The organism is Pseudomonas sp. v388 (assembly GCF_003935425.1).
GTDB lineage: Bacteria > Pseudomonadota > Gammaproteobacteria > Pseudomonadales > Pseudomonadaceae > Aquipseudomonas.
On the sequence record NZ_RHQN01000003.1, the window covers coordinates 616,190 to 641,348 of the forward strand.

Annotated in this window: 22 protein-coding genes and 1 tRNA gene; 17 read left to right on the forward strand and 6 right to left on the reverse strand. The window is 57.8% G+C overall.

Annotation, left to right across the window (positions count from 1 at the left end; genetic code table 11):
- The first annotated feature begins 34 nt into the window (after positions 1 to 34).
- The gene (locus EGJ27_RS10520; RefSeq protein ID WP_256672758.1) at positions 35 to 349 is read left to right on the forward strand and encodes a YkgJ family cysteine cluster protein; all 315 of its coding nucleotides are present in this window, start codon (positions 35 to 37) and stop codon (positions 347 to 349) included.
- 135 nt (positions 350 to 484) lie between these two features.
- Here the strand turns inward: EGJ27_RS10520 and EGJ27_RS10525 are convergent, their stop codons facing one another.
- The 6 genes from EGJ27_RS10525 to hemA all read right to left on the reverse strand — a co-directional run bounded on the left by EGJ27_RS10525 (position 485) and on the right by hemA (position 5,882).
- Positions 485 to 1,003, reverse strand: a complete 519-nt coding sequence (locus EGJ27_RS10525; protein WP_177522990.1) for an acyloxyacyl hydrolase — start codon at positions 1,001 to 1,003, stop codon at positions 485 to 487.
- A 115-nt stretch (positions 1,004 to 1,118) separates the two neighbouring features.
- Positions 1,119 to 1,934: a glutamate racemase gene (gene murI / locus EGJ27_RS10530; protein ID WP_125830661.1), complete on the reverse strand. Its 816-nt coding sequence runs from the start codon at positions 1,932 to 1,934 to the stop codon at positions 1,119 to 1,121.
- Positions 1,931 to 2,698 (reverse strand): molybdopterin-synthase adenylyltransferase MoeB, encoded by a 768-nt coding sequence (locus EGJ27_RS10535; RefSeq protein ID WP_125830662.1) that lies wholly within the window; start codon positions 2,696 to 2,698, stop codon positions 1,931 to 1,933. The genes murI and EGJ27_RS10535 overlap by 4 nt, the downstream gene beginning before the upstream one ends.
- Positions 2,692 to 3,525 carry a peptide chain release factor N(5)-glutamine methyltransferase gene (prmC, locus tag EGJ27_RS10540; protein WP_125830663.1) on the reverse strand — a complete coding sequence of 278 codons (834 nt, stop codon included), beginning with the start codon at positions 3,523 to 3,525 and terminating at the stop codon, positions 2,692 to 2,694. Before prmC ends, EGJ27_RS10535 begins: the two co-directional genes overlap by 7 nt.
- Positions 3,526 to 4,608 (reverse strand): peptide chain release factor 1, encoded by a 1,083-nt coding sequence (gene prfA, locus EGJ27_RS10545; protein WP_125830664.1) that lies wholly within the window; start codon positions 4,606 to 4,608, stop codon positions 3,526 to 3,528.
- Complete coding sequence (hemA, locus tag EGJ27_RS10550; RefSeq protein ID WP_125830665.1) at positions 4,605 to 5,882, reverse strand: glutamyl-tRNA reductase; 1,278 nt, start codon at positions 5,880 to 5,882, stop codon at positions 4,605 to 4,607. The genes prfA and hemA overlap by 4 nt, the downstream gene beginning before the upstream one ends.
- Positions 5,883 to 6,109: 227 nt before the next feature.
- On the opposite strand from hemA, the gene EGJ27_RS10555 reads away from it, so the two are divergent.
- The 16 genes from EGJ27_RS10555 (at position 6,110) to EGJ27_RS10630 (ending at position 24,940) form a co-directional block, all read left to right on the forward strand.
- A complete protein-coding gene (locus tag EGJ27_RS10555) occupies positions 6,110 to 7,837 on the forward strand; it encodes a tetratricopeptide repeat protein (RefSeq protein ID WP_177522991.1) in 1,728 nt (575 codons plus the stop codon).
- Between the two features lie 4 nt (positions 7,838 to 7,841).
- Complete coding sequence (lolB, locus tag EGJ27_RS10560) at positions 7,842 to 8,459, forward strand: lipoprotein insertase outer membrane protein LolB (RefSeq protein WP_125830667.1); 618 nt, start codon at positions 7,842 to 7,844, stop codon at positions 8,457 to 8,459.
- 2 nt (positions 8,460 to 8,461) lie between these two features.
- On the forward strand, positions 8,462 to 9,310 hold the full coding sequence (ispE, locus tag EGJ27_RS10565) for a 4-(cytidine 5'-diphospho)-2-C-methyl-D-erythritol kinase (RefSeq protein ID WP_125830668.1): 849 nt from the start codon (positions 8,462 to 8,464) through the stop codon (positions 9,308 to 9,310).
- A gap of 37 nt (positions 9,311 to 9,347) precedes the next feature.
- A tRNA-Gln gene (locus EGJ27_RS10570) sits at positions 9,348 to 9,422 on the forward strand.
- Between the two features lie 45 nt (positions 9,423 to 9,467).
- Positions 9,468 to 10,409 (forward strand): ribose-phosphate pyrophosphokinase, encoded by a 942-nt coding sequence (locus EGJ27_RS10575; protein WP_002552145.1) that lies wholly within the window; start codon positions 9,468 to 9,470, stop codon positions 10,407 to 10,409.
- Between the two features lie 137 nt (positions 10,410 to 10,546).
- Entirely contained in the window at positions 10,547 to 11,152 is a 606-nt protein-coding gene (locus EGJ27_RS10580; RefSeq protein ID WP_125830669.1) for a 50S ribosomal protein L25/general stress protein Ctc, read from the forward strand.
- Positions 11,153 to 11,317: 165 nt separating this feature from the next.
- Positions 11,318 to 11,902, forward strand: coding sequence for an aminoacyl-tRNA hydrolase (pth, locus tag EGJ27_RS10585; protein WP_125830670.1), 585 nt, complete (start codon positions 11,318 to 11,320; stop codon positions 11,900 to 11,902).
- Between the two features lie 21 nt (positions 11,903 to 11,923).
- On the forward strand, positions 11,924 to 13,024 hold the full coding sequence (ychF, locus tag EGJ27_RS10590) for a redox-regulated ATPase YchF (RefSeq protein ID WP_125830671.1): 1,101 nt from the start codon (positions 11,924 to 11,926) through the stop codon (positions 13,022 to 13,024).
- 443 nt (positions 13,025 to 13,467) lie between these two features.
- On the forward strand, positions 13,468 to 14,541 hold the full coding sequence (gene rfbB / locus EGJ27_RS10595; protein ID WP_125830672.1) for a dTDP-glucose 4,6-dehydratase: 1,074 nt from the start codon (positions 13,468 to 13,470) through the stop codon (positions 14,539 to 14,541).
- Positions 14,541 to 15,446 (forward strand): dTDP-4-dehydrorhamnose reductase, encoded by a 906-nt coding sequence (gene rfbD, locus EGJ27_RS10600; RefSeq protein WP_125830673.1) that lies wholly within the window; start codon positions 14,541 to 14,543, stop codon positions 15,444 to 15,446. The genes rfbB and rfbD overlap by 1 nt, the downstream gene beginning before the upstream one ends.
- Entirely contained in the window at positions 15,443 to 16,333 is an 891-nt protein-coding gene (rfbA, locus tag EGJ27_RS10605; RefSeq protein ID WP_125830674.1) for a glucose-1-phosphate thymidylyltransferase RfbA, read from the forward strand. Before rfbD ends, rfbA begins: the two co-directional genes overlap by 4 nt.
- 28 nt (positions 16,334 to 16,361) lie before the next feature.
- Positions 16,362 to 17,276: a glycosyltransferase family 2 protein gene (locus EGJ27_RS10610; protein ID WP_125830675.1), complete on the forward strand. Its 915-nt coding sequence runs from the start codon at positions 16,362 to 16,364 to the stop codon at positions 17,274 to 17,276.
- A 475-nt stretch (positions 17,277 to 17,751) separates the two neighbouring features.
- Positions 17,752 to 18,297 (forward strand): dTDP-4-dehydrorhamnose 3,5-epimerase, encoded by a 546-nt coding sequence (gene rfbC / locus EGJ27_RS10615; RefSeq protein WP_125830676.1) that lies wholly within the window; start codon positions 17,752 to 17,754, stop codon positions 18,295 to 18,297.
- Positions 18,297 to 19,124: an ABC transporter permease gene (locus tag EGJ27_RS10620; protein ID WP_125830677.1), complete on the forward strand. Its 828-nt coding sequence runs from the start codon at positions 18,297 to 18,299 to the stop codon at positions 19,122 to 19,124. Before rfbC ends, EGJ27_RS10620 begins: the two co-directional genes overlap by 1 nt.
- Positions 19,114 to 20,478, forward strand: a complete 1,365-nt coding sequence (locus EGJ27_RS10625) for an ABC transporter ATP-binding protein (RefSeq protein WP_125830678.1) — start codon at positions 19,114 to 19,116, stop codon at positions 20,476 to 20,478. Before EGJ27_RS10620 ends, EGJ27_RS10625 begins: the two co-directional genes overlap by 11 nt.
- The gene (locus EGJ27_RS10630) at positions 20,471 to 24,940 is read left to right on the forward strand and encodes a glycosyltransferase (protein WP_125830679.1); all 4,470 of its coding nucleotides are present in this window, start codon (positions 20,471 to 20,473) and stop codon (positions 24,938 to 24,940) included. The genes EGJ27_RS10625 and EGJ27_RS10630 overlap by 8 nt, the downstream gene beginning before the upstream one ends.
- Positions 24,941 to 25,159 lie beyond the last annotated feature (219 nt).

The following is a 25,159-nucleotide window of genomic DNA, read 5'->3' on the forward strand; positions in this document are numbered from 1 at the left end:
TTCCTTGTTCCGCCCAGCTGCCCAGGAGATTCCACTGAACCCCGTCCTCATCGCCCACGCGCAACTGCCCGGCGAGCCCGAAGTCACCTGCTCGACCTGCGCCGCCTGCTGCTGTCAGTTGGAAGTGATGCTCATCACCGACACCGGCGTGCCCGAGCGCTATATCGATACCGACGATTGGGGCGGTGAGGTCATGTTGCGGCTGGAGGATGGCTGGTGTGCAGCGCTGGATCGCGACACGATGATGTGCACCATCTACAAAAGACGGCCCCTGATCTGCCGGGAGTTCGAAGCCGGAGCCGAAGAGTGCCTGAACGAAAGAAAGGGTATTGCGACGGCGTATCTATAAGGCTGGTGATGTAGCCGTGGGGGGAGTAGCTGCCTCGTCGCGAGCAAGCTCCCTCCCACAGGATTTCGGCATGCACTGGAACGGCAGGAGCGGAACGCCGCCCGTTCCGCTCCTGCACGGCGCAGTGCTTGTGGTTCAGAACGGCATTTTGTAATGCAAGGCGTAGGTTTCTATGCCGTCGTTCGGCTGCTTGATACCGGCATTGGAGTAATGCGTGGCACGCAGGCCGACTTCATGTCCGCCGGCAAAACGCAGGCCCAGGCCGATGCGATCTTCGAAGTTGAAGGCAGAACCGAACTTGCGGTCTTCAACGTACGAATTGGAAAACACCGAAACACCGATACCGGCTTCCACGTAAGGCTTCACGCTGCCGTGGCCGAATTCGTACACCAGCACCGGCGAGAAGGACAGGCTGTGGTTATCGGAATAGTCTTTGCCGTCCCAGTAGGTATAGGCGGCGTCCCAGTAACCGGTCAGGCGGCCGATGTCGCTTTCCAGCCAGCTCTTGTCCCAGTCGAACTGCACACCCAGACGATACGTCATGGTGGATTCGCCCGTTTGACCTACCGAAAACTCGACGCCGTCAGCTTGAGCCAGCGCGCTTTGCCCGGCGAAAAAAGCCGAGAGCACAGCCATGCAAAAGAGTCTCTTCATGAGAAACATCCTGTTCATGTAGCAGTTATTAGAAGTGTTGGAAATCACCAGACGCGGTATAGAAATCTGCCGACGATCTTTAGTTCAGCCGCAAATCACTTTTTTCACGTTTTTTTTACAAACGGAAGCTTCGCACACTGTCAGATTTTTTCCAAAGGGAAGGTAGGATTTTTCCGAAGCGGATGGGATCGTCACTTGTCCAGAACAACGTCTCGCGTGCAGGACCACTCGACAGCAGCTGATGACGAGCCAGCAGTCGCTGTAACTGGCGCGCTACCGCTGCCCCGGTATCGATCAGGCTGATCGATTCGGGGAGCATGTCAGCCAACAGCGGCTTGAGGAACGGGTAATGCGTACACCCCAGAATAATGGTGTCGCAGCCTTCCTGCAGCAGCGGCTCGACATAATTCCAGAGCAACTGGCGAATGGTCGTGCTGTGCAGGTCGCCGGTTTCGATCAGCTCGACCAGGCCTGGACATGGCTGGGTCACCACACGCACGTCGCTGGCGAACCGGTCAAGCAGCGCGGCGAACCGTGCGCTTTGCAGCGTGCCGGTGGTTGCCAGCACGCCCACTACGCCACTGCGAGTCGCTTCGGCGGCCGGTTTGACGGCTGGCTCCATGCCGACCACCGGCCATTCCGGGTAACGCTCGCGGATGTGTGCGACGCCGGCTGCGGTGGCGGTATTACAGGCAACCACCAGAGCCTTGGCGCCTTGCTCACGGAAAAAGTCGGCGATGGTCAGGCAGCGCTGGATAATGAATTCCGGCGTTTTTTCACCGTAAGGGATATGCCCGCAGTCGCCCAGATAGATCAGCGATTCGTCGGGGAGCAGCTGACGGATCTCGCTCAGCACCGAAAGCCCGCCCACACCCGAGTCGAACACGCCAATGGGCGCGTCACCGCTGAAACTCATCTGGACGTCGGTCATGCTTTGCCTCGCCCGCCGGACGAGCTGCACACCGCGCAAGCCGGGTCACGTTTGACCTTCAGCTCACGAAACCGAGTGCTCAACGCATCGATCAATAACAACCGTCCTACCAGCGGCTCGCCGAAGCCTGCCAGCAGCTTCAAGGCTTCGAGCGCCTGAAGGCTGCCCACCAGACCGACCAGCGGCCCAATGACACCAGCTTCGCTGCATGTCAGTTCGGCTTCGCTGCCGTGGCCGTACAAACAGTGATAACACGGACTCTCGGCGCGACGCGGGTCGAACACCGACAGTTGCCCTTCCAGCCGGATCGCGGCGCCGCTGACCAAGGGTTTGGCGGCCGCCACACACGCGGCGTTGACGGCCTCGCGGGTGGAGAAGTTGTCCGAGCAATCCAGCACCACATCCACGCCGCGCACCGCGGCATCCAGAGAGTCGGCATCCAGCGCCTCGCGATGGGCGACCAGTTGCACATCGGGATTGATCGCGGTCAGGCGCTTGATCGCCGAATCCACCTTGGCCAGCCCGACGCTGTGGCTGTCGTGAATGATCTGGCGCTGCAGATTGGTCACGTCCACGCTGTCGAAATCCGCCAGATGCAGTTCGCCGACACCGGCTGCGGCCAGATACAGGGCGACCGGCGAACCCAGGCCGCCCAGGCCGACGATCAACGCCCGGCTCTCGCGCAGGCGCATCTGCCCTTCGATATCAACATGTTGCAGCAGGATTTGCCGACTGTAGCGCAGCAGTTGCTGATCGGTCAGCACGGCAGGCGCCCGAAGCTGATGCGCTCATGGTCGCCCAGGTCGCGGCGGGTCTGGATGCGCTCGAAGCCGTGTCCGGTCAGCAGGTCACGTACCGCAGCCCCCTGGTCGTAACCGTGTTCGAGCAGCAACCAACCACCTTCTTTCAGGTGTGTGGGTGCCTGGGCAATGATCGTGCGCAGGTCGTCCAGACCGTCATGACCGGCGGTCAGCGCGCTGCTGGGCTCGAAACGCACATCGCCTCGGGACAGATGCGGATCGGCCTCGGCGATATACGGCGGGTTACTGATGATCAGATCGAACCGGCGCCCTTGCAGCGCGCTGAACCAGTGGCTTTCGAGGACGACGGCATTGTTCAGTTGCAGGCGCAGGCGGTTGCGCTCGGCCAGGGCGACGGCTTGCGGCACGCGATCGACCGCCGTCACATTCCACTGCCGGCGTTCATTGGCCAGGGCCAGGGCAATTGCGCCGGTGCCGGTACCCAGGTCCAGAACATCCGCCGGAGCGAAGCCAGGCACCAGCTCCAATGCCGCTTCCACCAGCATTTCGGTTTCCGGACGCGGGATCAGCGTATGCGGCGCCACTTCCAGATCGAGTTTCCAGAAGCCCTGCTGACCCAGGATGTAGGCCACCGGCTCACCGGCGCGGCGCCGCTGCAGGTAGTCGGCAAACATCAACGCCGCTTCGGTGGTGACGATGCGCTCCGGCCAGGTGTGCAGGAAGCTGCGCGGTTTGCCCAGCGCAGCGGCGAGCAACAGTTCGGCATCGAGCCGCGCCGTCGGTGAATCGGGGAGTTCAGCGCTTCTTAACAAGCTGGCGATGATGGTCATTTAATCACCCAGTGCCGCAAGTTGATCAGCCTGATATTCAGCGAGCAGCGGCTCTATCACTGCATCGACCCCACCGGCCAGAACTTCATCCAGAGAGTACAACGTCAGGTTTACGCGGTGATCCGTTACTCGCCCTTGTGGGAAATTGTAGGTGCGGATCCGCTCCGAGCGGTCGCCCGAGCCTACCAGCAACTTTCGTTCCGACGCGATGGCATTGGCCGCCGCGCTGGTCTGCTGGTCATTGAGTTTGGCAGACAGCCACGCCATGGCCCTGGCCCGGTTCTTGTGCTGGGAACGTTCTTCCTGACATTCGACGACGATGCCGGACGGCAAGTGGGTAATACGGATCGCCGAGTCGGTCTTGTTGACGTGCTGGCCACCGGCACCCGAGGAGCGATAGGTGTCCACGCGCAGGTCGGCAGGATTGATCTCGATGGCCTGCTGCTCGTCCGGTTCGGGCAATACCGCCACAGTGCAGGCGGAGGTGTGAATGCGGCCCTGGGACTCGGTTTCCGGCACGCGCTGCACACGATGCGCGCCGGACTCGAACTTCAGCTTGCCGTAGACGTTGTCGCCTTCGACCCGGGCGATGACTTCTTTATAACCGCCGTGCTCGCCTTCGTTCTCGGACAGGATCTCCACACGCCAGCCACGTCGCTCGGCGTAGCGCGAGTACATGCGGAACAGGTCGCCGGAGAAAATCGCCGCCTCGTCGCCGCCGGTGCCGGCACGGATTTCCAGAAACACGTTACGCCCATCATTGGGGTCTTTGGGCAGCAACATGCGTTGCAGCCGTTCTTCCAGCTCCGCCAGTTGCAGCTTGGCCTCGCGCACTTCTTCCACGGCCATTTCACGCATGTCCGGGTCGTTGTCCTTGAGCAACGCCTGCGCGCCTTCCAGGTCAGCGAATACCTTGGCGCGCTGTTGATACAGCTGAATCACAGGCTCGACTTCAGCGTATTCACGCGAGTAGGCGCGGAATTTGGTCTGGTCACTGATCACTTCCGCGTCGCCAAGCAGCGCGGTCAGTTCCTCGAAACGGTCGCTGAGTACATCCAGCTTATTGAGCAGCGAAGCTTTCATTGCGGGGTTTTATCCGTCGAGCCCTCACCGAGGGCAAATAGTTCCTGGGCCATGGCCAGCGCATCGACGCGGCCTTCGGCAGACAGCTTTTTGAGCTGAACGCTAGGTGCGTGCAGCAGCTTGTTGGTCAAACCACGGGCCAGCTGGACCAGGACATCTTCGGCATTGCTGCCGTTGGCCAGCATACGCTGTGCCTTGAGCAATTCCTCGTCGCGCAGGCGTTCGCTCTGCTGACGATAGGCACGAAGTACATCCACCGCCGCCAGTTCGCGCAAGCGCGACATGAAATCGTCGGCGCCGGCGCTGACCAGTTGCTCGGCCGCCAGCGCTGCGCCCTGACGACTCTTGAGGTTCTCGGCCACCACTTCGTGCAAATCGTCGACGCTGTACAGATACACGTCGTCCAGCTCGCCGACTTCAGGCTCGATGTCGCGCGGAACGGCGATATCCACCATGAAGATGGGCTTGTGCTTGCGCAGCTTCAGGGCGCTTTCCACCGCGCCCTTGCCCAGGATCGGCAATTGGCTGGCGGTGGAGCTGATCACGATATCGCTGTTGACCAGTTCCGCCGGGATGTCCGACAGCAGCACCGCATGGGCGCCGAACTCGGCGGCCAGGATACTGGCGCGTTCCAGGGTCCGGTTGGCGACCACGATACGCTTGACGCCCAGATCGTGCAGATGCCGGGCAACCAGCGTAATGGTTTCACCGGCGCCGATCAGCAGCGCCTGGCTGCGTTGCAGGTCGCTGAAGATCTGTTTGGCCAGGCTGACGGCAGCGAAAGCCACCGACACCGGATTTTCGCCGATGGCCGTGTCGGTCCGCACCTGCTTGGCCGCACTGAAGGTGGCCTGGAACAGGCGCCCCAGCAAAGGCCCGACCGTTCCGGCTTCGCGGGCAACGGCATAAGCGGATTTCATCTGGCCGAGAATCTGCGGTTCGCCCAGGACCAGAGAATCGAGCCCGGAAGCGACGCGCATCATGTGACGAACAGCCGCATCGTCTTCATGGATATAAGCGCTGGCGCGCAGCTCATCCAGGCTCAGATGATGATAATCGGCCAGCCAGTTCAGCACGCTGTCGGCGGCGAGCTGGTCATGTTCGATGTAAAGCTCGCTACGGTTGCACGTCGAGAGAATCGCGGCTTCGCGGCTGTTGGTGAGGCGGCAGAGCTGCTGCAAGGCCTCAACCAGCTGTTCTGGCGTAAATGCCACGCGCTCGCGAACGTCTACCGAGGCAGTCTTATGGTTAATACCAAGTGCAAGGAAGGCCATTCAGGGTCGCTGGTGGTGACGTGAAGCCGGCAATTGTCCTACTTCGATAAGCTCAGAACAACCACCGCATATTATTGTCCCACTAGAATCGCGCGTTGTCGGGCGCGTCCGCAGCCTCAAGGCACGTTCAAAAACCGCAGTGCCGGCAGAATTCTCGTCGGTTGTGGGTTTGCCCACAGCCTTGTGTCATGATGCTCCAAACCGCAGGTAAGCCGCCCTTCTTATATATGACTAGATCCTCCGCGTTGTTCCTCGCCCTCGTTTTTCTCGGCGGTTGCCAGTCGATGACCCCAGAGTCCTCGCCCGTAGCGCCCGCTCAAAAAGACACGCCGCCCGCGCCTGAAGTCAAACCCGTGGTCTATGGCTCGTTTACCCCGGAAACCATGGTCAGCCTGTTGAGCGCTGAATTGGCCGGCCAGCGCAACCGGTTTGACATTGCGCTGGATAACTACGTCAGCCAGGCGATTACCACGCAGGACCCTGCCGTATCCGAACGGGCCTACCGGATCGCCGAGTACCTGGGCGCCGATCAGGCTGCGCTGGACACTTCGCTGATCTGGGCCAGAAACGACTCGACCAACCTCGAAGCGCAACGTGCCGCTGCCATCCAGCTGGCGCGCTCGGGCCGCTACGACGATTCCATGGTCTACATGGAACGTGTCCTGCAAGGTCAGGGCGATACCCACTTCGATTTTCTGGCACTGGCGGCGGCCGAGACCGACACGGACACCCGCGACGGCCTGCTCAAGAGTTTCGACCGGCTGCTGGACAAGTATCCGAGCAACGGTCAGCTGATTTTCGGCAAGGCCTTGCTGCTGCAACAGAACGGTGATTCCGAACAGTCGCTGCGCCTGCTGGAAGACAACCCGCCCAAGGAAGGCGAGATCGCACCGATCCTGCTGCACACCCGCCTGCTGGCCAGCATGGAGCGCGGCGACGAAGCGCTGCCGATCCTGGAAAAAAGCCTCAAGAAATACCCGGAGGACAAGCGCCTGCGCCTGACTTACGCCCGCATGCTGGTGGAACAGAACCGCATGGACGACGCGAAAGTGCAGTTCTCCAACCTGCTGCAGCAGTATCCGGACGATGATGAGCTGCGTTTCTCGCTGGCCCTGGTCTGCCTGGAAGCCAAGGCATGGGACGAGGCAGCGGGGTATCTGGAAGAACTCATCGCTCGCGGCGCACACGTGGACTCGGCGCACCTGAACCTGGGGCGCATCCATGAAGAGCGCAACGATCCGCAGAGCGCCCTGGCTGAATACGCTCAGGTCGGACCAGGCACCGACTACCTGCCGGCGCAATTGCGCCAGGCCGACATTCTGATCGGCAACGGCAGTTGGGCCGAAGCAGCCAAGCGGCTTTCCGATGCCCGCGACGAGCAGCCCGACTACGCAATCCAGCTCTATCTCATCGAAGCGGAAACCCTGACCAGCAACAGTCAGCCGGATCGCGGCTGGCAAGTACTGAATCAGGCGCTCAAGCGGTATCCGGATGACATCAACCTGCTCTACACCCGCGCCATGCTTGCGGAAAAGCGCGATGATCTGGCCCAGATGGAAAAGGACCTGCGGACCATCATCAAGCGCGAGCCGGAAAATGCCATGGCCTTGAACGCCTTGGGTTACACCCTTTCCGATCGCACCACGCGTTACGCCGAAGCCAAGGACCTGATCGAAAAGGCCCACCGCATCAACCCGGAAGATCCGGCCGTGCTCGACAGTCTGGGCTGGGTGAATTACCGCCTGGGCAATCTCGATGAGGCCGAGCGCCTGCTGCGTCTGGCGCTCGAGCGTTTCCCGGACCATGAAGTCGCCGCTCATCTGGGCGAAGTGTTATGGGCCAACGGCAAACAAAGCGAAGCCCGCAAGATCTGGGGCAAAGCCCTTGAACAACAACCCGACAGCACCATCCTGCGCAGCACGTTGCGGCGCTTGACCGGATCAGAGACTCTTTGACGTTATGTTTTTGCGCCACGTAGTTGTATTCAGCCTCATCGCCCTGCTCGCCGGCTGTGCCGGCCTGACTTCCCGAGAAGCCGTACAAGGCAAGGGCGACCCCGCGCAATGGCGCGAACATAAACAGCAACTGAGCAGCCTCGACGGCTGGCAGATCAACGGCAAGGTCGGTATCCGCGCACCGAAGGATTCGGGCAGCGGTACGCTGTTCTGGCTGCAACGCCAGGATTACTACGACATTCGCCTCTCCGGCCCGCTCGGGCGCGGGGCCGCACGCCTGACCGGCCGCCCCGGCGGCGTTGCACTGGAGGTTGCCAATCAAGGCCGCTATGAAGCGGTTACGCCGGAAACCCTGCTTGAAGAGCAGTTGGGCTGGAAACTTCCAGTGTCGCACCTGGTGTGGTGGGTCCGTGGTTTGCCTGCCCCCGACAGCAAAAGCCGCCTGACGCTGGATGGCGACAGTCGCCTGGCGAATCTGGAACAGGATGGCTGGCAGGTGGAATACCTCAGCTATGTGGAGCAGAACGGCTATTGGCTGCCTGAGCGCGTGAAGCTGCATGGCCAGGACCTCGACGTCACGCTGGTCATCAAGGACTGGCAACCGCGCAAGCTGGGGCAGTGAACATGCCTGCACCACGCCTGACCCTGCCTGCCCCTGCCAAGCTCAACCTGATGCTGCACATTCTTGGCCGTCGACCTGACGGCTATCACGAGTTGCAGACAATCTTTCAATTTCTCGATTACGGCGATGAGTTGAGCTTCGCCGTTCGCGAGGATGGCGAAATACGCCTGCAAACCGATGTGCCGGGCGTTCCCCACGACAGCAATCTGATCGTCAAGGCGGCGCGCGCGCTGCAACGACAATCCGGCTGCACGCTCGGGATGGACATCTGGCTGGACAAAATATTACCCATGGGCGGCGGCATCGGCGGCGGCAGTTCCGATGCCGCAACCACGCTGGTGGCCCTGAATCATCTCTGGAAGCTGGGCTGGGACGAAGATCGCCTGGCGACGCTCGGCCTGACGCTGGGCGCGGATGTCCCGGTTTTCGTACGCGGTCGGGCCGCATTTGCTGAAGGTGTCGGAGAAATTCTTACCCCGGTAAACCCCGAAGAACCGTGGTATTTGGTACTCGTCCCGCAAGTCTCTGTAAGTACAGCAGAAATTTTTTCAGATCCGTTGTTGACACGCGACACTCCTCCCATTAAAGTGCGCCCCGTTCCCAAGGGAAACAGTCGAAATGACTGTAAGGCGGTTGTAGAGAGGCGTTACCCAGAAGTACGTAACGCTTTGAATTTGCTAGGTAATTTTACCGAAGCAAAATTAACCGGAACTGGAAGTTGTGTGTTTGGGGCCTTCCCAAACAAAGCTGAAGCTGATAAAGTCTCGGCCCTTCTTACAGAGACCCTTACGGGGTTCGTAGCGAAAGGAAGCAACATCTCGATGTTGCATCGCAAGCTGCAAATTCTGTAACAGGAAACGAGTGCCAGGCACTCGGATTGATCACTACAGGGGCGTCGCCAAGCGGTAAGGCAGCAGGTTTTGATCCTGCCATGCGTTGGTTCGAATCCAGCCGCCCCTGCCATTTTCTATACTCATCCAGGTTACCCTCAGCCTCTAGGTACTGCGCGTGTCCAAGATGATGGTCTTTACGGGGAATGCTAACCCCGATCTGGCTCGGCGTGTGGTACGTCAGCTGCATATCCCATTGGGTGATGTCTCGGTCGGAAAATTCTCCGACGGCGAAATCAGCACTGAGATTAATGAAAACGTCCGCGGTAAAGACGTCTTTATCATTCAGCCTACCTGCGCTCCGACCAACGATAACCTGATGGAACTCGTCGTGATGGCTGATGCCTTCCGCCGCTCCTCAGCGTCCCGAATTACTGCTGTAATTCCTTACTTTGGTTATGCCCGCCAGGATCGCCGTCCGCGTTCCGCGCGTGTTGCTATCAGCGCGAAAGTCGTTGCCGATATGTTGACCGTGGTGGGTATCGACCGTGTTCTCACGGTTGATCTTCATGCTGACCAGATCCAGGGTTTCTTCGATATTCCGGTAGATAACATCTACGGCTCCCCCGTTCTGGTGGATGACATCGAAGACCAGCGCTTTGAAAACCTGATGATCGTTTCCCCGGATATCGGTGGCGTCGTGCGTGCACGTGCCGTTGCCAAATCCCTGGGTGTGGACCTCGGGATCATCGACAAACGCCGTGAGAAAGCCAATCACTCCGAAGTGATGCATATCATCGGTGATGTCGAAGGGCGCACCTGTATCCTGGTCGATGACATGGTCGATACCGCCGGCACTCTGTGCCATGCGGCCAAGGCCCTGAAAGAGCATGGCGCTGCCAAGGTCTTTGCCTACTGCACACACCCTGTGCTGTCGGGTCGGGCGATCGAAAACATTGAAAATTCCGTGCTGGATGAACTGGTGGTGACCAACACCATCCCGTTGTCCGCCGCCGCACAAGCCTGCAGCCGTATCCGTCAACTGGATATCGCGCCGGTAGTTGCCGAAGCGGTTCGCCGCATCAGTAACGAAGAATCGATCAGCGCGATGTTCCGCTAAGGGTTTTCCCGAAGCCTGCATCTCGTCGACGAAAAGCGCCCCGCCCTGGCATCCGGTCAGGGCGGGGCTTTTTTGCCCATACCGCTTTGGCGCTGGTCGCAAACGCCAGGTGGATGTGGTTATTTTGGAGAAACAACATGAATGATTTCACTCTGAATGCCGAACAGCGTTCCGACCTGGGGAAAGGTGCGAGCCGCCGCCTGCGTCGTCTCGCGAGCCTGGTTCCTGCTGTTGTCTACGGTGGCGACAAAGCCCCTGAGTCCATCAGCATGCTGGCTAAAGAAGTTGCCAAGCTGCTCGAAAACGAAGCTGCTTTCAGCCACGTTATCGAACTGAACGTTGCTGGCCAGAAGCAGAACGTCCTGATCAAGGCACTGCAGCGTCACCCAGCCAAAGGTCACGTGATGCACGCTGACTTCGTACGCGTTATCGCCGGCCAGAAACTGACCGCGATCGTACCGGTTCACTTCATCAACGAAGAAGCTCCGGTCAAGAAAGGCGGCGAAATCTCGCACACTACTACCGAGCTGGAAGTTTCCTGCCTGCCGAAAGATCTGCCTGAGTTCATCGAAGTCGATCTGGGCGCTCTGGAAATCGGTGACAACGTTCACCTGTCCGACCTCAAGGCTCCTAACGGCGTTGAGTTCGTTGCACTGGCACACGGCACCGACCTGGCTATCGCCAACGTCCACGCTCCGCGTGTAGTTGTTGAAGACACCAAAGAAGAAGGCGCTGCCGAGTAATTCATTACTCTGGTAACGTCGGAGTTGCCCAGGAAACAACGCGAGCCATAGCAGGCAAAGCGGGCGAGATCGCGGAGTTTACATCATGGTAAATGAGCCTTTTTCGTTCACTCTTGCCGCTGTGGTCAGCGGTGTTATCCACAACTCCAAGGAAGGGCCCCTGTCGTGACCGCCATACAACTGATCGTTGGCCTGGGAAATCCAGGCACTGAATACGAACAGACCCGGCATAACGCAGGGGCTCTTTTCGTTGAGCGTATTGCTGCGGCGAACCGAGTCAACCTCGTTCCCGAGCGCAAATTCTTCGGCCTGACCGGGCGCTTTTCGCATCAAGGTCAGGATATTCGTCTGCTGATCCCCACCACGTTCATGAACCGCAGCGGCCAGGCCGTGGCGGCGCTCGCCGGTTTCTATCGAATTCCGGTTGACGCGATACTGGTGGCCCACGACGAACTCGACCTGCCTCCGGGCGTCGCCAAACTCAAAGTCGGCGGCGGTCATGGCGGGCATAACGGGCTGCGCGACATCATCGCGCAGCTCGGCAACCAGAATACATTCCATCGCTTGCGGCTTGGCATCGGCCACCCGGGCGATGCCAGCAAGGTATCCGGTTTTGTCCTGGGTCGAGCGCCACGCGCCGAACAGGAAAAACTGGACGCCAGTATCGATTTTGCCCTCGGCGTGCTGCCGGATATCTTCGCCGGTGAATGGAACCGGGCGATGAAAAACCTGCACAGCCAGAAGGCCTGACATCACTCGAGGGGATACACCATGGGATTCAATTGCGGCATCGTCGGCCTGCCCAACGTCGGCAAGTCCACCCTGTTCAATGCCCTGACCAAGTCCGGCATCGCGGCAGAGAACTTTCCCTTCTGCACCATCGAGCCCAACAGCGGGATCGTGGCCATGCCCGACCCGCGTCTCGCGGCGCTGGCGGCCATCGTCAACCCCAAGCGCATCCTGCCGACCACCATGGAATTCGTGGATATCGCAGGCCTGGTCGCGGGCGCGTCGAAAGGTGAAGGCCTGGGCAACAAGTTTCTCGCCAACATTCGGGAAACCGATGCCATCGCCCACGTGGTGCGCTGCTTCGAAGACGAAAACGTGATTCACGTCTCCAACAGCGTCGACCCGAAGCGTGACATCGAGATCATCGACCTGGAACTGATCTTCGCCGACCTCGACAGCTGCGAGAAACAGCTGCAGAAAGTCACGCGCAACGCCAAGGGCGGCGACAAGGATGCTGTGGTCCAAAAGGGCCTGTTGGAGCAACTGATCGCTCACTTCAGTGAAGGCAAGCCTGCGCGCAGCCTGATGAAGAACATGAGCAACGACGAGAAAGCCGTTATCCGCGGCTTCCACCTGCTCACCACCAAACCGGTCATGTACATCGCCAACGTGGCCGAAGACGGCTTCGAGAACAACCCGCTGCTGGACGTGGTTCGTGCCATCGCCGAAGAAGAAGGCGCGATGCTGGTGCCGGTCTGCAACAAGATCGAAGCGGAAATCGCCGAGCTGGACGACGGCGAAGAGAAGGACATGTTCCTTGAGGCCCTGGGCCTGGAAGAGCCCGGCCTGAACCGCGTGATCCGCGCCGGCTACGAAATGCTGCACCTGCAGACCTACTTCACCGCCGGTGTCGAAGAGGTCCGCGCCTGGACCGTCCGCGTGGGAGCTACCGCACCACAGGCCGCCGGCGTGATCCACACCGACTTCGAAAAAGGCTTCATCCGCGCCGAGTGCGTCGCCTACGACGATTTCATCCAGTACAAAGGTGAAGCCGGCGCAAAAGAAGCCGGTAAATGGCGCCTTGAAGGCAAGGACTACATCGTCAAGGACGGTGACGTGCTGCACTTCCGTTTCAACGTCTGACGGCCGTCCGTGATACGAGCGGACACTGACTGACCTCAAGCCCCCGTCATCGCCATGCGATTCGGGGGCTTTTGCATCTCGACGCAAAAGCACAGCCTCGCGGATCGAGGCGAGTGCAGCGCATCGATCTCGGTGCAAGCGCTCTTCGGTTATGCCGCCAGATGCCGAAAGATCGAAGCCTCCCTGCCCTCTTCGCCCTGGGTCGCTATACCTGAAACAACCTCGCACTTGCCGGCCCGCGAACTCTCGTCTGCCATGGGTCGACCAAACGCCAATTATTTGGTGGGGCGCGGCGGATCTTCTATGTAAAATGTCGCCCAAACTACCGCCAGTCGACGTACTTCTGTAAGTCACTACCCGCATGGGTGCTAGCGAACGGTTATGGACTTTCATTGTGTCAACGGACCAGGCAGAGCCTTGTCATAACTCAAGGTATTACTCTTTTGAAGATCTTAGTAACAGGTGGTGCAGGTTTCATCGGTTCGGCGGTCATTCGCCATATTATTTCCAATACGAATGACTCGGTCGTCAACGTCGACAAGCTGACCTACGCAGGCAACCTCGAATCGCTTCAATCGGTGGATCAGAACGAGCGCTATGCCTTTGCGCATGTAGATATCTGCGACCGCGAAGCCGTCGACCGGGTTTTCAATGAGCACCAGCCCGATGCCGTGATGCATCTGGCCGCCGAGTCCCACGTCGACCGCTCGATCAGCGGCCCGTCGGAGTTCATCCAGACCAACATCATCGGTACCTACACACTGCTCGAAGCCGCCCGTGGCTACTGGAACCAGCTGGACGAAACGCGCAAGGCCGCGTTCCGGTTCCACCATATTTCTACCGATGAAGTGTACGGCGACCTGGAAGGTCCGGAAGACCTGTTCACCGAAACCACGCCCTACCAGCCAAGCTCGCCCTACTCGGCCAGCAAGGCCAGCTCCGACCACCTGGTACGCGCCTGGAGCCGCACCTACGGCCTGCCGACCCTGGTGACCAACTGCTCGAACAACTACGGACCGTGCCATTTCCCCGAGAAGCTGATTCCACTGATCATTCTCAACGCACTGGAAGGCAAGCCGCTGCCTATCTATGGCAAGGGTGATCAGGTACGGGACTGGCTGTATGTCGAAGACCACGCCCGCGCACTGTACAAGGTCGTGACCGAAGGCGAGATCGGCGAGACTTACAACATCGGCGGTCACAACGAAAAGCAGAACATCGAAGTGGTGCACACCGTCTGCGCCCTGCTCGATCAATTGCGTCCGGACTCGGCCTTCCGCCCGCATGCTGACCTGATCACTTACGTGCAGGACCGTCCGGGCCATGACCTGCGCTATGCGATCGATGCGAGCAAGATCCAGCGCGAACTGGGCTGGGTGCCTGAAGAAAGCTTCGAATCCGGTATCCGCAAAACCGTGGAGTGGTACCTGAACAATCCTGAATGGGTAGCGCACGTGAAAAGCGGCAGCTACCAACAATGGATCGACAAGAACTACACAGCGCGCGCCGATAAATGATGAAAATTCTTCTGCTGGGCAAGAACGGCCAGGTGGGTTGGGAGCTGCAACGCTCGCTCTCGGTACTGGGTGAGGTCGTGGCGCTGGATCGCCACACATTGTCTACCGCCTACGGCGACCTGTCGGGCGACCTCTCTGATCTGACAGGACTGCGCGAAACGATACGTCGTGTGCAGCCTCAGGTCATCGTCAATGCGGCGGCCTACACCGCCGTCGACAAGGCCGAAACCGATCGGGAACTGGCTCGCACAGTCAACGCACTGGCCAGTCAGGTTCTGGCAGAAGAAGCGCTGCAGCTGGACGCGCTGCTGGTCCACTATTCGACCGACTACGTATTCGACGGTACCGGGACTACAGCCTGGAAGGAAACCGACAAGGTGGCGCCGGGCAACTACTACGGCGCGACCAAGCTCGAAGGCGAGCAGCTGATCACAGCGACAGGCTGCAAGCACCTGATCTTCCGCACCAGCTGGGTGTATGCCGCCCGTGGCAACAACTTCGCCAAGACCATGCTGCGTCTTGCCAAGGACCGTACTTCCCTGAACGTCATCGCCGACCAGATCGGCGCGCCGACCGGTGCAGACCTGTTGGCTGACATCGCCACCGCCGCGCTGCAACAGACGCTGGTTCGCCCGGAGCTGTGCGGCATTTACCACCTGGCGCCGGCCGGTGAAGTGTCCTGGCATGCCTATGCCGAGTTCGCCATCAACTTTGCTCGCATCCAGGGTGAACCGTTGGCGGTCGAAACGATCAATCCTATCCCCACCACCGAATACCCGACTCCGGCTCAGCGCCCGCTTAACTCAAGATTGAACACAGAGAAGCTGCGCCGCAATTTTTCCCTGCACTTGCCGGACTGGCAAAGTGGTGTAACCCGTATGCTCATGGAAGTTCTTAATAAATGACCACCATCAATCGTAAAGGCATCATCCTGGCCGGCGGCTCGGGTACTCGTCTGCATCCCCTCACCCTTGGCGTCTCCAAGCAGATGCTGCCGATCTACGACAAGCCGATGATTTTCTATCCGCTTTCGGTCCTGATGTTGGCCGGGATGCGGGAGATCCTGATCATCTCCACACCTGAAGATCTGCCAAGCTTCCGCAAGCTGTTGGGTGATGGCAGCCAGTACGGGATTGAGCTGACCTACGCCGAGCAACCTAGTCCGGACGGTCTGGCACAGGCTTTCATTATTGGTGAAGAGTTCATCGGCAACGATCCTTGCTGCCTGATCCTGGGCGACAACATTTTCTACGGTCAGCACTTCTCCGAAAACCTGCGCTCTGCCAGCCAGCAGACAAGCGGCGCTACCGTCTTTGGTTATCACGTATCAGACCCTGAGCGCTTCGGTGTCGTTGAGTTCGACGAGACGGGCCGCGCATTGAGCATCGAAGAGAAACCCGATGCTCCAAAGTCCAGCTACGCAGTCACCGGTCTGTACTTCTACGATAACCAGGTCGTGGAAATCGCCAAAAACATCAAGCCTTCCGAGCGTGGCGAGCTGGAAATCACAGACGTCAACCGCGTTTACCTGGAACAACAAAGCCTGAACGTGGAAATACTGGGGCGCGGATTTGCCTGGCTCGATACCGGCACCCACGAGTCGCTGCTGGAAGCGAGCCACTTCGTGCACACCATCGAACAACGCCAGGGCTGGAAAGTCGCCTGCCTGGAAGAGATCGCGTACACCAATGGCTGGATCACACCGGAACAACTGGGCGAGCAGGCTGAAAAGCTGAAGAAGACCGGCTACGGGCAGTATCTGCAAAAGCTGCTCAAGCTCGGCTCGTTCTAAGGCGCGTTACCCGTAAGGCTACCCCCGTATGAGCTCTGAGCTTCCCAAGGTAGCCATACTGCTGGCGGCCTACAACGGTATGTCGTGGATCGAGGAGCAGCTTGACTCGATCCTGAAACAGACGAACGTCAGTGTCAGCGTATTTATCAGTGTCGATCCGTCCACGGACGGCACTGAGGCGTGGTGTACATCCATTGCGAAGCGACATGCCAACATCATCCTCCTGCCGCCTGCGGGGCATTTCGGTGGCGCGGCGCGTAATTTCTTCCGGTTGGTTCGGGATGTCGACTTCTCACCCTTTGACTACGTCGCCTTTTCAGACCAGGACGACATCTGGCATCCGGGCAAACTGAAGCGCGCCATCGCCAGATTGAATTCCGAGCAGTTCGAAGCCTATTCCAGCAACGTCATTGCGTTTTGGCCTGATGGTCGAAGATTACTGCTGGACAAGGCGCAGCCTCAAGTTCGCTGGGACTATCTCTTCGAAGCTGCAGGCCCAGGCTGTACCTACGTGCTAAACCGCCGCCTGGCGGACGCGTTCAAGTCGTCGCTCGTCGGACACTGGGACCTGGCGCAGGAGGTCGGCCTCCACGACTGGTATTGTTATGCTTTTGCACGATCCCAGGGGTTTCGCTGGTTCATCGACCCGGAGCCCGGCATGCAGTATCGACAACACGAAAAGAATCAGGTAGGTGCCAATACCGGCATCGGCTCCTTCCTCGCACGACTCAAGACCATAACGAACGGTTGGTGGCCTGCGCAGGTTCTGCTGATTGATCGGTTGACCGGACACAACCCGCTGCTTTCAGCAGAGACGCCGCGCGCTTCACGCTTGCAGTTCCTCAGGTTGGCCCTCAGGGCCAGGCATTGTCGAAGGCGAGGACGGGACAAGCTGCTGTTTGTAGTCGCGTGTATCGCGGCCAGCATAAGCACCGCCAGGTAAGACCTGCTACCCCGAAATTCCAGAGCTCAAAGGAGGGTGTCCGGCACGCGTTGAGCAAGCTCGGCGCGACAGATATTAGCGCTGCACTTGAGGGGCCGAATGTTCCTTGGAGACGGCTTATGTTAATGTGCGGCCTTCATTTTTTTGGCGTCCCGAGCCAAACGAGCCGGCCCGCTGTCAGAGATGGAACTCGTACATCCGTGATGCGATTCGATCCTGCATACGGTTTTTTGCATACGGGTTTTGGCAAACGCCTTTGACTACCCGAGTCAGCCAGAGACGGGGGAGCCAGCCTACTCATGCAGGCGCGCGCCAGTCACTGAGACAGCGACTGAGTTGGGTAAGAAGCGATCGCGTGCCCCGGGCGGCTTTTGCAAGCGCCAGTAGATTACGAGACCCGGGCTAACCCTGTATTAGCCTTCCGGATCCAGGCCATCTCAGGCCGTCCGGATCAGAATTTCGGAGATAAGTAAGTATGAATGCCACACGTCTCGCAATCCCAGAAGTCATAGTTTTCGAACCCAAAGTGTTCGGTGATGATCGTGGGTTTTTCTTTGAAAGCTTCAGTCAGCGAGTATTTGAAGAGGCTGTAGGCCGGCCGGTGCACTTCGTTCAAGACAACCATTCGCGCTCGGTCAAAGGTGTGTTGCGTGGCATGCATTACCAGATCCAGCAACCGCAGGGCAAACTTGTGCGGGTTACCCAGGGAGAAGTCTTCGACGTTGCGGTCGATCTGCGCAAAAGTTCACCGACCTTTGGCAAATGGGTAGGCGTGAACCTCAGCGCAGAGAACAAGAAGCAGCTCTGGATCCCTGAAGGTTTCGCCCATGGTTTCATCGTGTTGTCAGAGAGTGCTGAGTTTCTCTATAAGACCACTGACTATTGGGCACCCGAGCACGAACGAAGCCTTGCCTGGAATGATGCAACGGTCGGAATCGACTGGCCTTTCAGCGAACAGCCTGCCTTGTCTGCCAAAGATCAGAAAGCTGCCAGCTTTGAGAGCGCAGAGGTATTTGCGTAGTGAATCCTCATTCGAACCCGTCAGCCGGGCCTGTAAAGCTGGTTACGAGCTTATGGGCAAATCGCTCACTGATCATGCAAATGACGGAACGCGAAGTCACTGGGCGTTACCGCGGATCGATCATGGGTCTAACCTGGTCATTCTTCAACCCGGTCCTGATGCTCGCTGTCTATACCTTCGTTTTCTCGGAGATCTTCAGCGCCAGATGGGTAGGCGTTGATGTGGGCAAAGGCGGATTCGCCATATTGCTGTTCGTAGGAATGATCGTGCACGGTCTATTTGCCGAGTGCGCTAACCGCGCACCTTCGCTAGTAATGGCCAATAGCAACTACGTAAAGAAGGTGGTATTTCCTCTGGAGATTCTTCCGGTTATTACACTAGGTTCAGCCCTGTTCCACAGTTGTGTAAGTCTTGTAGTCCTGTTAATCGCTCAACTGGTGATCCTTAATACCTTGTATTGGACTGCTCTGCTGTTTCCACTGATTCTCTTGCCTTTGATGCTGGGCACACTGGGATTCAGCTGGCTCCTTGCGTCGCTGGGCGTTTACCTGCGTGATGTAGGACAAGTAATAACAGTGTTGACCACCGTCCTGCTATTTCTGTCCCCGGTTCTTTATCCAATGGCGGCGCTCCCCGAGGCATACCGCCCTTGGCTGCAGTTGAACCCGCTGACCTACATCATTGAGGAAAGTCGCAACGTGTTGTTATTTGGCAGCGTTCCCGACTGGACAGATTTTGGTATCGCCATGCTGATCGGCTCGGGAATAGCCGTGCTGGGCTTCTGGTTTTTCCAAAAGACACGCAAAGGATTCGCTGATGTCATCTGATCAAGCTGTAATCAGCGTAAAGAACGTATCCAAGTGCTTCTACACCTATGACAAGCCTCGCGACCGCCTGAAACAGGCAATCGTCCCGCGGCTTCAGCGCTGGTCCGGGCAGGAACCGACGACCTACGGTAAAGAGTTCTGGGCACTGCGCGATATCAATTTTGAAGTCGGCAAAGGCGAAACCGTTGGTATTGTCGGCCGTAACGGCTCCGGTAAGTCGACACTGCTTCAGATCATATGCGGAACTCTGAATCCTACGATTGGCGAGATCGAAACCAGAGGACGTGTGGCTGCTCTGCTGGAACTGGGCTCAGGTTTCAATCCTGAGTTTACAGGCCGTGAGAACGTATATCTGAACGCTGCGGTGCTGGGCTTGACCCATGACGAAGTGGATCAGCGATTCGATGCAATCGCTGGTTTTGCCGACATTGGGGAGTTTCTTGACCAGCCTGTGAAGGCCTATTCCAGCGGCATGGCAGTACGGTTGGCTTTTGCAGTGCAAGCGCAGGTCGATCCGGAGATTCTGGTCGTAGACGAGGCTCTTTCAGTCGGTGACGCTCGCTTCCAGGCCAAATGCTTCGAGCGCTTGCGGCAGTTGAAGGAGAACGGCACCAGCATTCTTCTGGTTACACATTCCAGTGAGCAAGTGGTGACCCACTGCTCACGGGCCATTCTGCTGGAGAAAAGCAGGATCGAGATGATTGGCGAATCGCGGCCAGTGATCAATCGTTACACCGACATTCTGTTTGGGCGTGAGAAAAGTGTTGCTGCGGTGAAGGCGCTGGACCTTGCCGAAGCCGAGCGGGTGGATACACCACTTGCACCGTCAAACCAGATATCACTGCGGTTCGACTCGGACGTGTACGCCACCCGCGCCGGATACAATCCACACGAGTATCGCTGGGGTGATGGCGCCGCGACCCTGCTCGATTTCCATCTGAGCGTGCCAGGCCGAGAGTACCCACCAAGTATCGAGTCCGGTGAACACTTTACGCTTCTGGTGGCACTCCGATTCAACCGCACGGTCATCAATCCGATCGTGGGTTTTACGATCAAAACAAAGGAAGGGGTCACCGTCTACGGTACCAACTCCTACATGCTCAACTGCGAAGCGATGAGTTTGCTCGGTCATCCAGGCTCCCAGGCGAAAGCTTGCCTGACATTCAAGAGCTCACTGGCGTCCGGCGATTACTTCATTTCGGTAGGGATTGCGTCCCGACAGGGGGAGGAAATCGTGCCCCACGACAGGAGATACGATTCGATACATTTCGTTGTCGAGCCTACGCCAAAGCTTCTCGGTCTGATCGATCTCGATGCGTCCATAGATATTGAACCGGTAACTGTTGATGTTTGAACTTGATAAATATGGCTATACCCTCGATTCAGACACGGCAGTATGGGTGCGATCAGACTACCAGGGCATCGCCTACAGCGACGGCGACAGCGCTGAAAATGAGCTGGCAGAGATCGTGCGCAAAGTCTCTGACGTTTCCGTATTTTCAAATGAGCTTGCGCTCAACTGTACTGATTGGCCCAAGCTCTACCACTTGAGCTCCAGTCGGGGGAATATCTTCCGTCCGTTCGAGCACCTGTTGAAAGGACAATCCGTGCTTGAGATCGGCGCAGGATGTGGCGCAATCAGTCGATACCTCGGCGAGGCCGGAGCTCAAGTACTTGCACTGGAAGGAAGCCCGCGCAGAGCGGCTATCGCATCCAGCCGGACCCGCGATCTGGACAATGTCACGGTGTTGGCGGAGAAATTCGGCGACTTTGACATCGACCAAAAATTCGATGTAGTGACCCTGATCGGCGTGCTGGAATACGCCAGCATGTTCAGTAGCGATACCGATCCTGCGCACGCGATGCTGACGCAGGTTCGCAACCTGCTGAAACCCGACGGCCGTCTATTTATTGCGATCGAAAACCAGCTGGGCCTCAAGTACTTCGCCGGAGCGCCCGAAGATCACGTCGGAATAGCAATGTACGGCATCGAAGGAAGATACGGCGACCATCAGCCAAAGACCTTCGGCCGCAGAGAACTAGAGCAACTTATTGCCCGGGCAGGCTTCGCGACCTCCAGCTTTTTGTCCCCCTATCCGGACTACAAGATCCCCAATTCCATCATTACCGAGAACGGCTTCCGATCCAAAGGTTTCAATGCAGCAGCGCTGGCTTGCCAGAACACTCGTAAAGACCCCCAGCTTCCAACCAATACGACGTTCAATCTGGAAAAGGCATGGCCGGTAGTCATTGATAACCAATTGGGCATGGACCTGGCTAATTCTTTTCTGGTGGTCGCTTCATGCCAGCAGGAAAATCCTGTTCCGGAATCCATCCTGGGGTATCACTACAGCACCAATCGCAGTGCGCCCTATTGCAAGGCATCTGTATTCGTTGAGACGCCGCAAGGAATCGAGGTTCACTACCATCGTCTTGCCAGTAACGCGCCCATAGCCAAGGAAGATGACCAGTTTAACTTCATCCTTCCTGCCTCTCATGGCTACAGCCAAGGTACGCTCTTAAGCCAAAAGTTCCTGGAAGCTTCAGCCACTCAGGACTGGACGGTAGATACCTTCAAGCCATTCATGAGGCTGTATGTAGATGCCCTGGCACACCTCCTTGCAGCAGAAGGATTTACCGCGCCACTGGATCGGGTCGGTCTCCTGCTGCCCGGCCACTACCTTGATGCTGTTGCTCAGAACATCATCATCGACGGCGATGGCAAGCCCCATCTCATAGACATCGAATGGGAGATGAAGGAAGGCGTTGAGCTTGGGCATCTACTGATGCGTGGGCTCTTGCTGCTGATCGCCTCAGCGACCCCGTTCTACCCCACCGCCACGGTACTGAATAAGCAGGACTTCATCACTCAGCTTTTGGCGAGCGTTGATCTCGATGTCATCGACGAAGAGCTCAATCGCTTCGCAGTACTGGAAGCCATGTTTCAGGTGAAGGTGACCGGCCGCGAGGCCGTCAGCTTTTTGAACTGGTCTCCAGAAGCGACGATTCAGAAACTGGGTTCATTGCACAATGACAGGCCCAAAACCGCGACCCTGTACATCGGAAACTCACAGGGTAGTTTTTCGGAAGAACGGACTGAAAACCGGTTTGTTCATGACGGGCCGCAAACACTGGTGTTCACGGTTCCTGCAACCTCCCGGTGCGGGGCGCTGCGCTTCGACCCGATAAACACACGTCAGACCTTTTCGATCGACGCCATAAAAGTCTATGTAGGGAATTCAGTTGTATGGCAATGGAAGGACGGATCGGATCCTGCGCTCCAGACTGCCAAGGCTACAGCACTGCGGGATCCTGCGTACGACACGACAATGTATATGGCTCTTGATGACGATCCGTATGTGATTTTGCCGGATGATATCAATTCGCTAATCGCCAGGAAGTCGTTCAAAATACAGGTCGCGTTTACTCTTTATACGGAAAAGGAAATGGCCGACAGACTCCATCAACAGGAAGAGGAGCTCAAGCACGCGCTTGAGTCTATATCGGACTTGAATCTCAAGGATCGCTCAGCTCTGGAAGCAATAGAAAGAGCAAATGAGGCCGCTCAGGAAAGTCGTCGCATGGCGTTGGAAGAGCTTGAAGCAGCAACCCTCGTGATTCAGGAGAGCCACCGCGTGGCCCTCGCGGAACTGGAGTCTGCCAGCGCGGCGGCCCAGGAAAGTCACAAGCTTGCCCTCGCGGAACTCAAGGCGGCCAGCCAAGCTGCGCAACAGAGCCATCATATGGCACTGGCAGAACTTGAAGCAGCCAGTTCCCTGGCCCAGGAAAGTCATCGCCGCACCTTGATTGAACGAGACACCCACGTTCACAACCTGAACATGCACATCATCTCCATGCAATCGTCCTACAGCTGGAAAGTTACCGCTCCGCTGCGAAAAATCACAAGGACGTACTTCCGCGCAAAACGGGCGGCGGCATTGCTGCCGTTGATCATCCGACGCGGCGGCGGACTGTCGAGCACAGCACGCAAGGCGTATCAGGTCTGGCGGTTGCGTGGACTGTCAGGAGTTCTGGCGCAGGCGCGGTGGATCAAGGGGGACGCGCAGCACGTTTTCGTTGGTCAGGAGACCCGTGAGATACCTGATCGCCATGACTATTCCCGCTGGGTCGAGTATTACGACACCCTGGACGAGGCGGAGATCAATCGGATTACCGAGCATATGAACCGGTGGGTTGAATACCCGGTAATCTCTATCATCATGCCGGTCTATAACCCACCACTGGACCTGTTGCGTGAAGCGGTAGACAGCGTGCGGGCGCAGATCTATACACAGTGGGAATTGTGCCTGGCAGATGATGCCTCGACCAATCCTGCTGTAATCGAGTATTTGAAGTCGATCAGCACGCAAGACAAGCGCATCAAGGTCGTGTTCCGGAACAGCAATGGCCATATTTCCCAAGCCAGCAATTCTGCGCTGGCCGTAGCCAAGGGACAATTCGTTGCCCTTATGGACAACGACGATCTGTTGCCGCGACATGCTCTGTACTGGATTGCGCGTACGATTCGCGAGAACCCAGACGCTGGCCTGGTCTATTCCGATGAAGACAAGATAGACACCAACGGTGTTCGAAGTGCGCCCTATTTCAAATCGGACTGGAACGAGTTTCTGTTTCGCTCCCAGAATATGATCTGCCACTTAGCGGCCTATCGCCGAGATCTCGTGAACCAGGTAGGCCAATTCAGAGTTGGCTATGAAGGCGCTCAGGATTACGATCTTGCGCTGCGATGCGTGGACAAGCTAGAGCGTAATCAGATCGTCCATATCCCGCGAGTGCTGTACCACTGGCGTATACATGCCGGCAGCACCGCCATGGCTGGCGACGAGAAACCCTATGCCGCACTGGCTGGCGTGAAAGCGCTGGATGACCATCTTGACCGGAAGGGCAAAATCGGCTCCGCCGAGCTGCTGCCTACCGGCATGTATCGGGTGCATTACAAACTGCCAGACGCCCTGCCGCTGGTTAGCCTGATCATCCCGACACGCAATGCTCATGCGCTGGTCAAGCAGTGCATCGACAGCATCAAACGACTGACCACGTATCCTCACTACGAAATCATTCTTATCGATAACGGGTCCGATGAGCCTGAGTCACTCGAATACTTTGCCCAGCTGGATCAGGAAGATAACATCCGCGTGCTTCGCGATGATGGACCGTTCAATTATTCAGCGCTTAATAACGGCGCCGTCAAGATTGCCAACGGTGAATTGATTGGCCTGATCAACAACGACATCGAAGTGATCACTCCGGAATGGCTGAGCGAGATGGTCTCGATTGCGCTCCAGCCGAAAGTCGGTGCAGTAGGCGCGCGGCTCTGGTATCCCGACGACCGCTTGCAGCACGGTGGGGTTGTCGTAGGCGTGGGTGGCGTAGCAGGGCATTCGCACAAGTACTTGCCGAAAGGGGCTCACGGCTATTTCTGCAGGGCAGAGCTGATTCAGGAGTTTTCCGCAGTAACAGCGGCGTGCCTGATCATCAGGAAGTCAATCTTCGACGAGGTCAATGGCCTTAACGAAGAGAACCTGAAAATCGCTTTCAACGACGTTGATTTCTGCCTCAGAGTACAAGAGGCCGGCTACCTGAACATCTGGACGCCGTATGCCGAGCTGTACCATCACGAGTCTGCAACTCGCGGTCTCGAAGACACGCCGCAGAAGCAGGAGAGGTTCTCGCAGGAAATACAGTACATCAAGTCTCGCTGGCCCAATATTCAGGTGGACTATACCTATAATCCCAACTTGACTCTGGACCATGAGGACTTTGGACTGGCTTGGCCGCCGAGGGTCAAAAAATGAATATGTCTGGAGACAGTTTGATCCGCAGCATTTTGGAAGTCACTGCCGTCTCAGGGATTACTTGTGCCTAACACCAATCTCACCACCCCGTATGGAGGGTGGTCATGCGCTCAATATCAGCGAGTACTCGCTGTCGCGTACTTTCTAGTGTTGTCGATCTGGTCGGCAGGGATAGCGTTCAATGGGGCGCCCGATGAATCTACGCATTTCTTTTTGCTG